Genomic DNA, 19,265 nt, shown 5'->3' with positions numbered 1-19,265 from the left:
AAGCATTACAAGCTAAACTTGCTGCGGATGCCAAAGCAAAAGCAGATGCAGAAGCATTAAAGGCACAACAAGCCGCAGAAGCTAAAGCAAAAGTTGAAGAAGAAGCACGTCAAGCTAAATTAGCAGCCGATGCAAAAGCAAAAGCTGATGCGGAAGCATTAGAAGCTAAACTTGCCGCTGATGCTAAAGCAAAAGCAGATATGGCTGCTCTTCAAGCAAAATTATTGGCTGATGCAAAAGTTAAAGCAGACGCAGAAGCTACAGCAAAAGCAAAAGCCGATGCAGAAGCGAAAAAATTACAAGAAGAGGAAGAAGCGCGTCAGGCTAAATTAGCGGCTGATGCAAAAGCAAAAGCGGATGCTGAAGCATTAAAAGCACAACAAGCTGCTGAAGCTAAAGCAAAAGTTGAAGAAGAAGCACGTCAGNAAGCATTACAAGCTAAACTTGCTGCGGATGCCAAAGCAAAAGCAGATGCAGAAGCATTAAAGGTACAACAAGCCGCAGAAGCTAAAGCGAAACTTGATGAAGAAGCGCGTCAAGCTAAATTAGCAGCCGATGCAAAAGCAAAAGCAGATGCTGAAGCATTAGAAGCTAAACTTGCAGCTGATGCAAAAGCGAAAGCAGATATGGCTGCTCTTCAAGCAAAACTTCTTGCCGATGCAAAAGCGAAAGCTGATGCAGAAGCTACAGAGAAATTAAAAGCGGAAGAAGAAACAAGAAGACTTAGAGAAGAAGAAGATCGTCAGGCAAAATTAGCAGCAGAAAAAGCGAAAGCCGATGCAGAAGCAGCTGCTCTTGCAGCTTCAGCTAAAGATGCTACTGCTAAAGCAATTGATGATTTGACGAAATCTATTGATGATACAAGTAAAGCACAAAATGATTTATTAGCACAATTCACAGCAACTGTTGCTAATAAACAAAAAGACTTAAGTGATTTAAAAGAAGAGAATGATTTAAGTGAAAAAGGAATTTATAGAGAGCCAAAACCTTTCAAAAGTGTTGCGGCAGAAAACAGTCAGATTGAAGCTTTAAAATTACAGATTGCTGAAGCAAATAACAGCATGAAAAATGAAATCAATAAGCTGACTAATCTTTATAACGAGAGACTTAAAAAATTCCCTAAAAACGATCCGTTAAACAAAGCGTATCTGGATAAGATAAACGAGCTGAAAGCGGCTCAATTAAGAATGGAAAAAGAAGGCGCTGCCTTATTAGCCGACTTAGAGCGTATTAAAACAGAGACAGAAATTGAGCGTAAACGTAGAATTAAACGTGCAGCTTACGAGAATGATCAAGGAAGATACGCGCAGGACATTGCTGCTCTTAAACGTATTAAAGAAACGACTAAATTAAGCAGTACCCCATTGACGGCAAATGATTTTGATTTTGGTGAAGAGCAGTCAAATATGCAGATTATTAAGAATATTAAAAATTCTGATAGTGGTTATTATTTAATTATTGCGGTGCATAACAGTGTAGAGAAACGTGATGAGTTCTTGACTAAAGCGGTTGCTTCAGGACGTTCAGATGTAAATTTCTTTTACAATGTAGCCACAAGTAAATACTATATCTATTACGAAAAGTATGATGGTTTACAAGAGGCAACCAAAGCATTAGAAGCGAAAGGAACTAAACCATATAACGGCAAAATGGCTATAGTAAAAGTTGAGAATTAGAAGAAGAATTAATTATATAGATGCGGCTTCTTTGAAAAAAGAAGAGGAACATAAAGTAAATTTTAATAAAGAGTATATGCTGTTTTTTAAATGCCCCTTTAAAAAACAGCCGTTAAACTGAAACCATAGAAAAATGAAGAAACCTACTACTTTAAAATTAGTTTTAGCTGTATTACTTTGTATTCAAAGTTTTGTTATTTACTCTCAAAAGAATTTCACCCCTCGTTTTGATACGAGTTTAAAAGGAGATATGCTTTTGATTGGTAACAATATTTTGAATAGAGATGTTAAGGATAATGAGCGTGCGAACGATGCCTTTAATGCAACAAACCAAAACAACAACGACCTTAACATGCAATATATTGACATCGATGGTGATGCCAGTACATTTAGTTCAAGTTCGGCAAAATTAACAATTCCAACAGCAAGCAGGGAATGTTATAAAGTTGTTTACGCTGGACTTTATTGGGCTGGTATTTACAGCAAAGGATCGGTTGATGATAAAACGGTTAACAGAAGTAACCTGGGTTCTATTAAAATTAAACTACCCAATCAAACCGCTTATACTGATATTACGGGTCAGTTGATTTATGACTATTACCCTTCTACTTCAAATGGTGATCAGATGCCTTATGCATATTATTACGATTTGACATCATTAGTACAAGGACTAACAGATCCAGAAGGAACTTATACAGTTGCAAATATTATTTCGGCAAGAGGAAAAATCAATGGAGGTTTTTCTGCTGGTTGGAATTTATTTGTTGTTTATGAGGATCCTAAATCTTCAGCAAAATACATTACTACGTTTGATGGTTTCAGATGGATTCAGGCTAGTAGTGGACCAGTAACTTATAACATTTCAGGTTTTAAAACGATCCCAACAGGTACTGTAAAAGCAAAATTAGCTTTTGCGGCTTTAGAGGGAGACGTTAACTTAACAGGTGATAGATATTCTATTAATAACACTGATATTTCAACCGCACAACGTCCGATTGACAACTTTTTTAATAGTACAATTAATGATACTAATGGACCTTTCACTGACAGAACTCCTGCCAGTGGAAATACTTTAGGTTTCGAAGCAGGTATTCTGAATGTTCCCAATCCCGCAACCTCGGCAAACCCAGGAGGAAGTGTCATTAAAAATAACGATACTTCGGCACAGTTAAAACTTACGACAAGTGGAGATGGTTATGGGCTATTCTTTAATGCATTCAATGTTGAAATTATTGAGCCAAAAATTGTTTTAACCAAAATTGTAAAGAATGCTAAGGGAGATAATATTGGTGGTCAAAATGTTACTTTAGGGCAACAATTAAATTATGAAATTGGTTTTAAAAATACAGGAAATGATAATGCGACATCATTTACTATTAGAGATCAATTGCCTATAAATATTATTTTTAATTACCCGGCAGATATTGTTTCATTGCCAACCGGAGTAACTGTTCAAAGTTATAACGCAGCTACAAGAAACATTGTTTTCAAGGTTGATAATAGTGTGGTTAAAATTGGTGACCCTGAAAAGGTAATCAGCTTTAAAGTTCAGGTTGTTCCAGATTGTCATATGTTAAGTGAGGCTTGTTCTAATAGTATTGACAACTCTGCATATGCAACTTACAAAGGAACACAGAATACAGCTTTCACAATTTCTGATGACCCGAGTGTTAATACCAATACAGGATGTATCTTAGTTCCAAAAGCAACTAACTTTTTAGTAGGGGTTGACGGATGTAAGTATACAGACAACGTTACGCTTTGTGGTGATAGTATTAATCTAACTGCAGCAAATGGTTATAGTGATTATACTTGGTATAGTGATGAAGCACGTACAAAAGAGATAGGAAAAGGACAAGTATTGAATGTAAAAAATCCTGGTACTTATTATGTGTACAATTTGGCTGCTGCTCCTTGTAGATCAATTTATCAGTCATTTGTTGTAACGAGATTTGGTAATACTGTAGAAAATCCGGTAATACCTTTTGCAGATCAGGTGGTAACTTGTTCAAATGATGGAAAAAAATTGCCAAACATTTTCTTATGTGGTGGAAACGCTTCGAAAGTAATTACATTAAATATTTCGGATGCGACAAGTATTGTTTGGGAAAAATTAAATGAAGCAAGCTGTACAGCAGTAACAAATCAAAATTGTGCTAATGAAAGTGCTTCATGTAAATGGACTACTGTAAAAAGTGGACCAAGTTATACTGCGAATCAGGCAGGACAATTTCGTTTAACATTAAACTATGCTGGAGGATGCTTTAACCGTTTTTATTTTAATGTATACAGCAATTCTTTAACACCAACAGAAACTCATAAGGATATTATTTGTGGTGCTCCTGGAAGTATTACAATTGGCAGCGTTCCTGCAGGATACGAATATGCTATTAGTACAGATCCTAACGGAACTCCTGGTGCTTATCAGACTAGCAACGTATTCCCAATAACTTCTCCAAATTCATATACTGTTCATATCAGACAGATTGGCGTAACTACTAATCCTTGTATTTTTACTGTTCCAGGTATTTTGATCAGAAGCAGAGATTTAAGCATTAGTACAGCGATAACTCAGCCAACATGTAAAACGGATAAAGGAAGTATTAAAGTTGGTGCACAAAATATCGACCCACAATACTATTATTATATCTACACTAGTGGAGGTACTTTGGTAAATAGCTTTGGGCCAACATCAAATTCAGATTATACCTTTGCAAATTTATCATCAGGAGATTATGATATTAGAGTTACTAACGGACCAGTAGGTGCTACACCAGCGCCGTTTTGTGATAAAACGGTAAGAGTTACTGTAAATCCGGTTCCAGCAGGATTAACTCCAACGGCAGCTCTAACCGTTCCGTTGACAGCTTGTGCTAATGGAAAAATAGTAGTAACAACGACAGGTGGAACTGCACCGTATTATCATTTTATAAACGGATCAAGTTCATTCCAATTATCAAATGAAATCGCTGTTACAGGACCTGGCAAATATGATATTAGAGTTGTTGATGCTAATAATTGCAGCGGAACAACATCTATTACAGTTACTGCAAATCCGAAACCAACATATACTGTAACTGCAGCTGAGATTAACTGTAGTGGCGGAACTTCTCAAATTAACGTAAATGTTACTAATGCTAATGGATATACTTTAGAATATAGTATAGATAATGGCGCAACCTTTAGTAACAATCCTGTATTCCCTAATGTTGCTGCAGGTGGTTATAATGTTGTAGTACGTTATACAATGTCAGGAGTAACTTGTACTGATCCTGCGACACCAATTACGATCACAGCTCCAGCAAATGCTTTATCAGCATCAGCGGGTGTTTCTGAATTGGCAGGCTGTGATCCTTCTGGTAACGGATTTGGTAAAGTAAGAATTACAAACCCTCAAGGAGGAACAGCTCCTTATACTTATAGTTTTGATGGAGGTACAAGCTATGGAGCTTCAAACGAAGCTTATGTTGCTCCAGGAACATATACACTTTACATTAAAGATTCTAAAGGCTGTATATACAGTATGCCAGGAGTGATTTTAGATCCAAAACCTGCTGACCCAACAATATCTGTTGCTCCACCAGTTTTTAACTGTAACGGAACAGCAACAAGTACGGTTACGGTAACAAGCGGCGGAGGAAATAATTATGCTTATGAGTACTATATAGATAACGTACTAAATACAAATACACCTTCGAATGTATTTGTTAATGTTCCATCTGGTGCGCATACTATTTCAGTAAAATATAATTTAACTTCAGTACCTACTTATAGTAATTTATTATTAGAAGATTTTGGTTCTGGTGGAACCACTACAACTCCAGGTATTGCATCAGCATATTGTTTCAATGACCAAAGAGTTAATCCTCCTTATACTTGTTCATTAAACGGAACACCAACTCGTTCTGTAGAAGACAACCAATATTCTGTTACAAGTTTCTTCTGGAGAAACGATAACGCTTGGTATCACTTTAAAGATCACACTACAAATGGAGCTGATGCAAACGGAAGATATTTATTAGTAAATATTGGAGGGGCTGCAGGTCCTTACGGAGTTCTTTATAGTAAACCAATTATTGATGTTATCCCAAATCAACCTGTAATGGTTTCCTTGTATGTAGGAAATTTATTAAACACAGGTACGAATGGTGCAGCTCCAATTGTTAGGTTTGAATTAGTAGATTCAGCAGGACAAGTTGTAGCTACTGAGGATACGGGTAAAATCGCTGAAGCAGCAAACGATCCGAACAGAACAAAGTGGGTTCCTATTAATATTTCATTGAATCCAAAAAACAATACCAATCTAACATTCAGAATTCGTTCTGGAAGTATTGAATACGGCGGAAATGATATTGTTATTGATGATATTTGGGTACGTCAGATTCCTAAAACATGTATCACTCAAAAAGATTTCCCAATTGTTATCGACACTAATAAAGCATTTACTGCTTCAGTAACTGGATTTAAAGATGTTACATGTAATGGAAAAAATGATGGAGAAATTACTATTTCTGCTCAAAACTTTAATCTTCCTTACGGATTCGATTATTCATTAGATAATGGAGCAACTTGGGTAAACTCTAAAGTTTCTCCTGTTACTGCCAGCGGTTTGAATAGTGGAAATTATAATATTAGAGTACGTTTTGATGCTTCTCCTTCAACATGCGTATTTCCATTAACCCAAGAAGTAAAATCACCTACGGCTTTAACAGTTACAGCACAGGTTACAACTCAGCCTACTTGTACAAACGGAGCTTCGATTACCGCAACAGGTAATGGAGGTACACCAAGTTATCAATATGAATTAAGAGATTCTACGGGTACAACAGTTATAGTTCCGTTTCAAAGTTTAAATATATTTACAAATGTGGCCACAGGTTCTTATACGGTAGTTGCACGTGATTCAAATTCATGTACTTCTCCTGCATCAGTTCGTGTAGACATTAATGCACCAACACCTCCTACTGCAACATTGGCGGCTAGTTCAGATTTATGCTACGATACAGTTAATCGTTCAACGCTTGTGGTAAATGTTACAGGAGGAAAAACACCTTATTCTTATAGTTTAGATGGTGCACCGGGTCAGACTTCAAATACATTTACAAATGTTGGTCCTGGAACACATTCAATTATTGTAACAGATGCTAACGGTTGTATTGCTCCTGCAATTTCGAATATCGTTATTGCAAACGAATTAAAAGCAGAAGGAAATATTACTAAACCATTAGATTGTATTACTAATAATGCAGAAATAACACTTACAGTCACAGGCGGTGTAGGTCCTTTCACATACGAAGTAGCAGTAAACGGAAGCACTACTTATACAGCTATTCCATCTAATATTTACACAGCATCTTTAGCTGGAAGTTATGTGTTTAGAGTAACAGATTCAAAAGGATGTATTGTTGTTAGTGTTCCGGTTGTAGTAGATCCTATTACAAATCCTACTGCGACAGCAAACAAAGTAGATCCTGCTTGTAATAATGGTACTGATGGTCAGTTTACTGTTATTCCAGCAGGCGGAGGTGGAGCACCTTACACTTACAGCTTTAACGGAAGTACAACTTTTGGTACAAGTCCTACACTTACAGGTCTAAATGCATTTGTAGGTTCAGTTAACACGAGAAATTACACATATCAAGTAAAAGATAATAAAGGCTGTGTATCTCCAGTTTATACTATAACATTAAACAATCCTTCTCCGGTTGTAGCAAGTGCTTCAGCGGCAGCAAACACAACTTGTAGCCCAACGACTGTAATTACAGTTTCTGGTGCGGGTGGCTCAGGAACTTATACTTATAGTTTTAACGGAAGTGCAACTTATACAAGTACTAACACACTTTCTGTTACCAATACAAGCAGTGCACAAACTATTACATATTCTGTAAAAGATTCAAAAGGATGTATTAATACAAAAACAATTAATATTCCGGCATTTAATCCGCCTACATCTCTTACGTTCTCTACACCAGCAGGTATTACATGTAACACTACAACAACTAGTATTACATTAACAGCTGTTGGAGGTGTTGCACCATTTACTTATGCCGTAACAGCTGGTCCAACTTCACCTGCTGCAAATAGCACAGGTACATTTACAGGATTAGTTCCTGGAAATTATTCTTTTAGAGTAACTGATGCTAACGGATGTACTGCAACAGGTTCAAGAACAATTGATGCAGCTCCTGCAATTACGGTTTCTGGATCAAAAACAGATGAATTATGTTTCAATGCAAACAACGGTACTGCAACATTCAACATTGGAAACCCAAGTAGTTCAGGAAACTTTACATACACATTGACTCCAAATTCGGGAACTGCTACTAAATCAGGTAATACTGTAACAGTAACAGGTTTAGCTGCGGGTACATATACTTTAGTAGCCAGAGATATTACTACAGGATGTACTTCTAATACAGCTTCTGTAACAATTAGTGCTGCAACTGCAATTACTTATAATGTAACAGCTACGAAGATCAATTGTAAAACAACAAAAGCTACTTTAACATTTACAGGTTTAACAGGCGGAACTCCTGGATACACATATGCTTATGCCGCTAGTCCTTCAACTGTACCAAGTACAGCTTATGGAACAGGTGTTGAAGTGGATACTGCAGTTCTTACTACATCAATTGATGTTTATGTTAAGGATAATAACAATTGTACAGTAAAAAGAACGATTACAATTCAATCTGAAAATGTTCCGACAATTGATACCCCTGCATCACAATGTTATACAGGAACTCCAATTAATATTACGATTACGGGTACTTATGTAGGAACTCCAACTTATAGTAAAGATGGTATTTTCTATCAGCCGTCACCTAATTTCAGTTTAACTCCGGGTACTTACACATTAAGCATCAGAGATGGTTTTGGTTGTGATGTTTCAACTACTTATGTTGTAGCACCTCAATTAACAATTACTCCGACAATTGTACCGGATGTTACTTGTACTCCAAACACCACAATTAGTTTAGCTTCTTCTGGTGGTACGGGAACTCGTACGTATGCAGTTTCATTTAATGGAGGAACTTACACTACAACGACAAGTCCTTATGTGGCAACTGCAACAGGAACTTATAAATTTAGAGTTACAGATTCTTCAAACCCTGTTTGTCAGGCAGAAACTGCTGATATTCCGGTCACATTAAAACCAACTACATTAACAATTACAACTAGTAAAGTTGATGTATCATGTAATGGTGGAAATACTGGAGCAATTACTATTACAGCAACTTCAGGAAAAGCACCGTTTACATATAGTGTGAGAAGAGGGGGAACTCTGATTTCTACAACTCCGACAACTACTGGTTTAATTGCAGGTACTTACGATATTTTAGTAACTGACGCTTTAGGTTGTACTTCAGCTGCGACATCTGTTGTAATTTCAGAGCCAACAGCATTAAATACAAACGCTACTGCAACAACTTTCAGTTGTGATACTAATAATGCAAAACAATCTGCTGTTGTAACAATTGTTGTTCCAACAACGGGAACTGCGCCATATACATATAGTTTCAACAATGGATCATTTACTTCTGTGAACACATTAACAGTAGTTGATAATGGTACAAATCAAACTATTTACTATGCTGTTAAAGATGCAAATGGATGTATAATGGCGACAAAATCTATTGTTATTGATAGATTAAATCCGCCAGCAATTGCTTCTGTTGGTACAACTCCAATTTATTGTGCACCTGCAGCAAGTACTACTAGTACAGCAACTGTAAATGTTACTGCAGGAACAGGAATTGCACCATTTATATACGAAATTGTTTCTGGCCCAACTACGGCACCATCAAATGCTACAGGATCATTTGCTGGATTAGCATCTGGAAATTATATATTCAAAGTAACAGACGCAAGGGGATGTTATGATACATTCCCAATAAACATTGCTCCGGCAGTTCCTATGATTGCTTTAGCAACTAAACTGAATGATGTTTATTGTAATGGAGGTTCAACAGGAACTATTCGTTACAATGTAAGCGGATTTGCTTCTACATATAGTTACGTAGTTAACAGCGGAACACCTGTAACAGGTCAGTCTGCTGCTGTATTTACACTTCCTAATTTACCACAAGGAACTTACGGCGTTGTGTTTACAGACGAAACTACAGGATGTACTGTTCCAACATCAATTACTATTAGTCAGCCTGCAACTGCACTTTCGGCAACTGCAGCTTATGTTAATGCAAACTGTAATATTCCAACAGCAAAAGTTACTATTACTGCAGCTGGAGGAACACCTGGATATCAGTATTCATTCAGTAACAGTAATACTGTAGCTGGAACATATGATACAGCAAATTCTGCTAATTTAAATCCGGCACTTACATGGTTTGCATGGGTGAAAGATTCTAACGAATGTACAGTAGTTTTACCATTAACTTTAACAACAGATACAGCTCCAAGCGTAACAGCTTCAGTAACCAATCAGTGTACAGCTTCAGGAAATACTTTCCAAATTGTAGCTACAGGTTCAAACGGAGTTGCTCCTTACATATATTCAATTAATACTGGCGCAGCGCCAAGTCCGGCTAATACATTTACAGTAACTGCAGGTACTTATACAATTACTATAAAAGATGCCAATAACTGTACAAGTACAACAACTGTAACAGTTAACGATGCCATGATTGGTACAGCGATTTTAACAAAAGATCTTACTTGTGCTACACCAACAGATGCTAGTATTACAGTTTCTGTAACAGGTGGTGCAGCGCCGTTTGGATACAGAGTTAAAGTTGGCGCAGGAACCTATACAGGTTCACCAATTGCTTTTACGGGAACATCATTCCCATATACAACGTCAACAGCAGGAGTATATCAATTTGAAATTACTGATGCTAATGGTTGTACAAAAGAAACAAGTACTGCTACGGTATCAGATTATGTACCAGTAGCTGTAACAGTTGCTAAGGTTGATCCTACATGTAATGGTTATTCTGATGGTACAATACGTTTTACAAACCCTATTGGTGAAGCACCTTTCCAATATAGTATTGATAATGGAGTTACTTTCGGAAATTTAACTACTTATGGTGGTTTAGCTTCAGGAACTTACAATTATGTGGTTAGAGACAATAAAGGATGTGAATACCGTAATAGTATTACATTAAATAACCCTCCACCAATAGTAATGAATATTGTTGTTCATGGCATTACTTGTAAATCTACTATACCAGGAAGTTTTGATGTAAATGTTGTGTCTGGAGGAACAGCTCCTTACATATATCATTTATACAATAATTCTATGACGGAAATTGGTACTTATACTGCAAATACTGCAAATGCAGCTATTGCACATAATTTCCCTGGATTAAATTTTGGAGATTATTATATCAATGTTGTAGATGCAAATGGTTGTGAATTCAAAAGCAGTAAATTAAGAATTCAGCCTCCACCATACTTACAGTTAAACGGAACAGTAGTTGGCGCCACTTGTGATGATGGTATTTCTGTTGAAGTTGGAGTATTTGGAGGAACGGGTGTTGCACCATTCACATACACAATTTATGGAGTTGGTACAACTTCTGGTTTAACTCCAGCAACTTCTTATACATTTACAGGCTTAGATCAAAATACAAATTATGTTTTTGAAGTTGTGGATGCTAACGGATGTCCATCTTACTATGAGATGAAAACTCCAAAAATTTCTAATCTTGAAATTAATCCTTTAACAACTACGAATGTTACATGTAATGGTGCTGCGAATGGAATTATTAATTTCACAGTATCTAACTACAATGCAACAAGATTAGATTTTGAAGTTAGAGACAACTTGACAAATTTACCAATTGTACCACCTGTTAATGGATCAGCTACTGGTCTAACAGGTTCAGCATATAATGGAACACTTACAGGATTAAGACCAGGAAATTATGCTCTTTATGTAAAAGAGTTTGATGGAACATTGTGTTCTACTACTGAAGTTTTTCAAATAACAGAGCCAGTTCAACCGCTTGATGCAATTATAACAAATACTGTTAATGCAAACTGTGATGATCCAGCTCAAGTGACTATTAAGGTTACTGGTGGTACAGGACCTTACACATTTGCTTCAGCAGTAGCTCCAGCTACTCCATCAGTTTTTGCTGCTGGAAATGTATTAAGTTTAGATCCAGGACCAACAGGTACAAATGTAAACTGGAATATTATTGTTAAAGATGCTCAAGGTTGTGAGTTCCCATTAAACACAACAATCATTAAAGATCCAAGTCCAGTAATTAGTTTAAGTGTAGCTAATAATTGTGCGGCTGAAGGTGCTTTTGGAGTTGTTGTTAGCGAAACTGCTGCGGGAGTAGGAGCTTATTCAATTAAAGTGGATACTGGAGTATTTGTAAGCATTCCAGGATTGCCATATACAGTTACCAATTTAAGTTCAGGATCTCATACAATTACCATTAAAGATGGAAATGATTGTACAGATACTAAGACTATCAATATTAATGCGCCATTAAAATTAATCCCTGAAAAGACGGCATTGCCAAGTTGTGTGGTTAATAATGGTGTAATTACATTAACTCCATCTGGAGGAACAAACTCTTATAGTTATAGTATTACGCCAATGCATCCAAGTATTGTAATTTCAGGAAATACAATTTCTGGACTTAGAGCAGATACTTATACTATTACAATGACCGACAACGGAAATCTTTGTACTACAACAGCAGAGGTAACTTTACCAGCAGGTACTCCTGTAGCATTTGATGCTGTTGTAACTGATGTTTCTTGTTTCAACGGAACTAACGGAAAAATTGAAGTTAATTTATTGCCTTCAAATGACAATCCAACTTATACTTATGCGATTTCACCAGCTCCAGTTGGATATGTACAAACGGGTAATGTATTCTCTAGTTTACCACAAGGAGTTTATGATATCACGGTTACATCTGGAAGAGGTTGTACTTTAACAAAACAATATACTGTAGGTCAGCCGGCAATTTTAGATGCTACGCCTGCAATTACAGCTTATGCATGTAATGCAAGCAATGCTGCTCAGCCTGCGGTTGTAACAATTACAGCTACTGGAGGAACATCACCATACAGATTTAATTTTGATGGAGGTGCAACATATTATACTGATAATACAACTCAGGTAACTGTTAGTACATCTGCTCAAACAGTAAATTATTATGTTATAGATGCTAATGGATGTCAATTTAATGGTAGCGTTGTTGTTCCAGCATATCAGCCATTAACAAATATAACTTTCGCTTTAACTACAGCTCCTATTTGTCCAACAAATGTGGCTGATGTTACCTTGACTGTAAGCGGAGGATATACTCCATATGCGAAATATGAAATTATTTCACCGATAACATTAGATAATGGAAACAACGCAACTTTTGTTGGCTTAGCTCCAAATACTTACTTATTTAAAGTTACAGATGCTAATGGTTGTTCTATTGAAAGACCTTACAAAGTAGAACCAGTTATTCCGATTGACATTGTTCGTACATCTGCAAATAATGTGAGTTGTAACACTGCAAACGGAACAGATAATAATGGTTCAGCTACTTTCACAGTTTCAGATTTCAGCGCAAGCGGTAACTATAATATCGTAGTAACTACTAATCCGGCTGCATTGTCTTATAATGCTCCAACTGTTGCAGCAGATGTAATTACATTAACAGGTCTTGAAGCAGGTACTTACACAGTAACTGTTAACGATATTACAACAACTTGTTCTAAATCTGCAGATGTTACTATTACAATGCCGGCTCCAATCGCATTTACTGCAACGGCTAGCAAAGTATTCTGTTCTGATGATGAGTCTGAAATAACAGTTACAAATGTTACTGGCGGAACTGCTGGTTACACTTATGCTGTAGTTAAAGCAGGTGATCCTGCACCAACAACATTTGGAGGAAGTTCAGTTCTTACTGTAGATACTAATTTAACAGATCTTTCTTGGGATGTGTATGTACAAGATGCAAATCTTTGTATTGCAGGGCCAATAAATGTACCTGTAACTTATAATGTTGCTCCACGTCTTAATTTACCAGCACAGCAATGTTTTGTTGGTTCTAATTTAACAGTTGATTTAGATGCATTATCTACAACTTATAATGGAGTAAAATCATTTACTGTAAACGGAACAATTTTAACAGGAACAACAGCAACGTTTAGTGCTCCTGGAACATACAAAATTATCTTAACTGATGATAATGGATGTCCTGATGAAGTAGATTATATCATTCAAGAACAATTAATTGCAAGTGCTTCAGTAACTAAAGATCTATATTGTGCTGCTCCTGTTAACGCAACAATCGATGTTACGATTGCTGGTGGTGTAGGACCATATACATATCAAATGTATCATAATGGAGCTGCTACGGGACCAGTAACAGGTGTTGCCGGAAACTTTACAGCTTCTGTGGAAGCAGATGGAGATTATTATTTTGTAATTACAGATAGTAATGCACCAACATGTTCTGTAACAACTACTACTGTAACAGTAAATCCAACAGTAACTCCAACACTTGCTGATTCACATATTAATGTAAGCTGTTTTGGATTTAATAACGGAAGTTTGACAGTTGTTCCAACAGGTGGCCGTCTTCCTTATACATTTGCATTGACAGGACCAGTTGTTAACACGACAGGTGATGCAACAGGAAATTACACAGGATTGATTGCAGGAACATATACTGTAGTTGCAACTGATTCTAAGAATTGTGTTTCGGCACCAGCAACTATTGTAATTACTCAACCAACTGAATTAACAGCTATCCATGCAATTACTCCAAATACAACATGTAGTACAACTACTTCCATAGTTGTAACTGCAACAGGCGGTACTACTGACTATAGATATAATTTCAATGGTCAAGGTTATGACACAGCTAATACTTTCTCAGTAGTTAATGATGGATCAATTCCTTCTGTAACTTACACTGTGAAAGATGCTAATGGTTGTGAAACTGCTCCAGTAACAGTACCAATTGTACCACTAAACAAACCAACAGATTTAACATTCAATGCATCTGTAGTAACTTGTTTGGCTACAACTAGTACAGTTGATGTTACAGCTACAAATGGAGTTGGCTCATTAACTTTCGAAATCATTGAGTTTAACGGAACAGCTACAACAGGTTATGCTCCGGTTAATACAGCAGATAATACTGTTCCGGCAAACTTTACAGGATTAGTACCTGGAGATTACATGTTCAGAGTTACAGATTCTAACGGATGTACTTACGAAGAATTATTACCAATCGCACCAGTTACAAATATTGTTGTAAATGGTCAAGTGATTGCTGATATGACTTGTAATACAACAAATGACGGTCAAGTAACTTTCACAGTTTCGGATTTTGCGGGAAGTTATACTTATACAATTGACAAAGACGGTGTTGGATTTGTTCCTTCAACGTCAACAAGTGCAAACACAATTCCATTAACAGGTCTTTCTTTTGGTCAGTATACTATTAATATAACAGACAACGCTACAGGTTGTACAGCAACTGCTATGGCAGAAGTAAAACAACCAACAGTAGTTATAGTTTCTCTAGTAGACAATGTTAATGCAAATTGTAAAACTGGTGCTGTAGTAACAGTAGCAGGTAGTGGTGGAAACCCTGGATACACCTATTCATTTGTTCACGCAGGTGATCCGGCAGGAACATATGATGCAGCTGATACAAGAGAATTAGATGCAACTGTACCTGCATGGGATGTTTATGCACAAGATGCTAATGGATGTATTTCTGCTCCATATAGAGTGAATATCATTATTGACCCACTTCCATCAGGATTTACAGCAGCAGCTGTATCTCAATGTCCAAATGCTACCACAGGAACTTATGATATTGTAGTTACACCAGGAACAGGTATGGGACCATTTGAATATAGCATTGGTTCAGGATTCCAATCTGGACTTACATTTACAGTAAGTGTTCCTAAAACTTATGATCTAACAGTGAGAGATAGATTCGGATGTGAATTTGTATTCAACGCAGCCGTAACTATTTTAGAGCCATTAGACATTCAAAATACGGTTGTAGATTTAACAACTTGTGCTAACGGTGACGGAAGCGTAAGTGCTACGGCTACAGGTGGTACAGGTAACTACAGTTATACAATTGACGGAACTACAACTGTAACAACTACTCCGGCTACATTCGGTGGTTTATCAGCTGGTTCACATACAATTGTGGTTACTGATTTGACAACAGGTTGTACAGAAGATGTAACTTTTAAATTAGATCCAGCAACTCTAGTAACAGGATTTGATGCTGTAGCTACGCCGGTAACTTGTTTTGGAGGAAATGACGGAACAATCATAGCTTCACTAGACGCTCCAAGTGCAGGTATAAACGATAACCCTGTTTATATGTACAGCTTAAACGGAGGTACTCCTCAGACTAGTCCAGTATTTACAGGATTAACTCAAGGAAGTTATACTGTAACAGTTACTTCTGGAAGAGGATGTTCTGACAGTAAAACTGTTCAGGTTATCGAACCAGCATTGATAGTTGTTCCTAACCCTGCCGTTGCTCAATACGGTTGTACTACAGATAATACAAGCAATTTTGCAACTATTACTGTAACAGGTGTAACAGGAGGATCAGGAACTTATGCTAATTATGAATTCATCAGAAATGGTGTCGTAGTTTACAAAGGTTCTAACAATGTTTACACAGAAACAGATTATCAAGGCGGATCATATACTGTTAATGTTTACGATAGTAATGGATGTATAGGGTCAAATGCCGGAACATATGTAATTAATCCGTTTATTAGTTTAGACGATATTACTGTTAATGTTACAAATGCAATTACTTGTAATAACGGAGAAAACATTACAGTTACAGTTGCAACAACTGGAGGAGCAGCAAACTTAGAATATGCTATCACTGATGGTTCAGGAAATGCAGTTGCTGGAAATCCAAATAATGCATCTGGTATCTTTACTAATTTACCTATCGGAAATTACATTGTAAGTGTTACTAATCTTGATACAAACTGTATAATAAAAGCAGTACACTATGTTAACGACCCAAATACTTTCCAAATTAATGCAGTTCCTGCAAGTGCACATATTTGCTACGGAACAGCTGATGGACAGGTTACTTTAACTTTCGTTGACAGACAGCCAACTCCAACAGACGAGGCAGGTGCATTTAACTATGTTATCACAGGTCCTGTTTCAAGCACAGGAACAACAACAGGTGCAGTAACTACAATTTCTAATTTAACAGCTGGTCAGTATACAGTTAGTGCAACATTAGTTGGAAGTCCTTATTGTACAGTAGCAACATTATTTACAATTGAACAGCCTGCAACACAATTGGCAGTGACGACAACTCAATCAGAAATTACTTGTAACCCAGGTAATAATGACGGTGAAATCTACGCTTCTGCAGCAGGTGGATGGGATACTAACTATCAATATCAATTAGTTCTGAACGGAGCTGTTGTAGTTGATTACTCTGCTCAATATGCCTTTACAGGATTATCAGCAGGAACGTATACTATCAATGCTAAAGACGGAGAAGGATGTATCGCAACAACAACAGCGACATTAGTAATTCCGACTCCAATTTCATTCACTGCTACGCCAAGTGCTACAATGTTATCATGTTTTGGTGATAGAAATGCTACCATAACAGTTTCTTTACCAACAGGTGGTCAGGGAAGTAATTATATGTACACTCTAAACAGTACGATCGGAACAGATATCGTATCTTCAGGACCACAGGCATCAAATGTTTTTGACGGTCTTGGTGCTGGAACATATACAATAAAAGTTACGGACGGATTTAATTGTGAAGCAACTTCTGCAACGATTGTTATTACAGAACCAACAGAAGTTATTCCAAGTTTAGTTTTAGCTTCAACTCAAACATGTAATGTTCAGTCAACACTTACATTAAGTGCAACTGGAGGATTAGCACCATACAGCTATAGCTCAGATCCTAATTTTGCCACTACTACTGGTACATTTGCTTCATCGGTTACTTTCTCAGTGCCAGTTGGAACATATCAGTATTATGTAAAAGATGCGAATAACTGTATTAGTTTTATTTCTAATGAAATTAAGATTGATCCTTTAGTTCCTCTAACAGTTGATTTAGATATTACAAACGCTGTTGTAAAATGTACAGGTGAAGCTACTGGAGTTATCGTTGCTGACGCAAAAGGTGGTTTAGGAAACTACGTTTATACATTAGAAAATACAGCCGGAGCAATAGTTCAGGGGCCACAAAATAATGGTAGATTCGAGAATCTTGTAATTGGAACTTACAGAGTAAAAGTAGACAGTGGAGATTGTAACCAAACTTCAGTAAATGCTACAATTACAGAACCAGCCGCTGCTTTAACTGCAGTATTTACACCAACAAACGTTTCTTGTTTCGGTGAAAACAACGGTAAAATTGTTGTAACAGCTGCAGGTGGTACAGGGACTATTAAATATGCGATCTCACCAGACTTAAATCAGTTTGATTTGATCAGTACATTTGATAGACTTGCGCCAGGTACTTATACAATTATTGCACAAGATGAAAACGGATGTTATGTAAGAGCTGATATCGAAATTACTCAACCAAATCCGGTTGTAGTAACAGAAGTACCAAACTCTATGATTCCTGAAGTTTGTGATGGTGATAAAGACGGTGCATTCAGTATTGAAGTAAGAGGAGGAACAGCTCCTTACAGTATCAGTTTAGATAATGAAAAAGGACCATTTACTCAAGGAACTGCTACACAAACAATATTTGATTTTACAGGTTTGAATGGTGGTAAGCATACAGTTTATGTTAAAGATGTACAAGGCTGTATAGTTGAGTTCGTTGAAAACATGCCAGATGCTGTAATTCTTAACCCAACTGCTGAGGTAACATATGACTGTGTGAACAATACACAAGCCAATATGGTTGTGGTGACAATTGATGCTTCAATTACAAACCCTGCAGATGTTGATTATTCATTAGATAACAATGGTACTTACCAGCCAAGTAACATCTTTACAAATGTTCCTGCTGGTGATCACTTCATCGTTGCAAGACACACTAATGGTTGCGAAGTGCCAACTCCAATCTTTACTGTCAATGCAGTTGATCCTTTAGCTTTAATTGACGTAACAAACCAAAGCAAAGACATAAACGTTATAGAAGTTAAAGCTTCTGGAGGTGTTGCTCCTTACGAGTATAGTTTCAACGGAGAGTCATTTACATCATCTAACACTTATAGAATCTATAAAACAGGTGATTACCAAGTGATCGTAAGAGACAAAAACGGTTGTGAGGCAACAATAACTGTTCACGGTATATTCTATGATTTCTGTATGCCAAACTATTTCACACCAAACGGTGACGGACAAAATGATACTATTGGTCCAGATTGTGGTGCATTAGCATACAAAGAATTGACATTTGATATTTATGACAGATATGGTAGAGTAGTAGCGAAATACCACGTTGGTCAAAAATGGGATGGTAGATACCATGGCAGTGAATTACCAACAGGAGATTACTGGTATGTTCTTAAACTAAATGATCCAAAAGATAATAGAGAATTTGTTGGACATTTCACTTTATACAGATAACAAAATTATAGCCCCAATGATGTTAT

Annotated in this window: 1 protein-coding gene; it reads left to right on the top strand. The window is 36.8% G+C overall.

Annotated features, from left to right (window positions below):
- The first annotated feature begins 1,809 nt into the window (after nt 1–1,809).
- Nucleotides 1,810–19,239, top strand: coding sequence for a T9SS type B sorting domain-containing protein (locus tag ASE40_RS03610; protein WP_057115429.1), 17,430 nt, complete (start codon nt 1,810–1,812; stop codon nt 19,237–19,239).
- Nucleotides 19,240–19,265: the final 26 nt, after the last annotated feature.

This window comes from Flavobacterium sp. Root935 (assembly GCF_001429295.1).
GTDB lineage: Bacteria > Bacteroidota > Bacteroidia > Flavobacteriales > Flavobacteriaceae > Flavobacterium.
The sequence above is the reverse complement of the archived record's forward strand: the minus strand, read 5'-3'. Positions and strand labels throughout refer to the sequence as shown.

What these genes read in the sequence shown, in the direction of transcription:
- ASE40_RS03610 (WP_057115429.1), top strand. Translation starts at nt 1,810, where the DNA reads ATGAAGAAACCTACTACTTTAAAATTAGTTTTAGCTGTATTACTTTGT.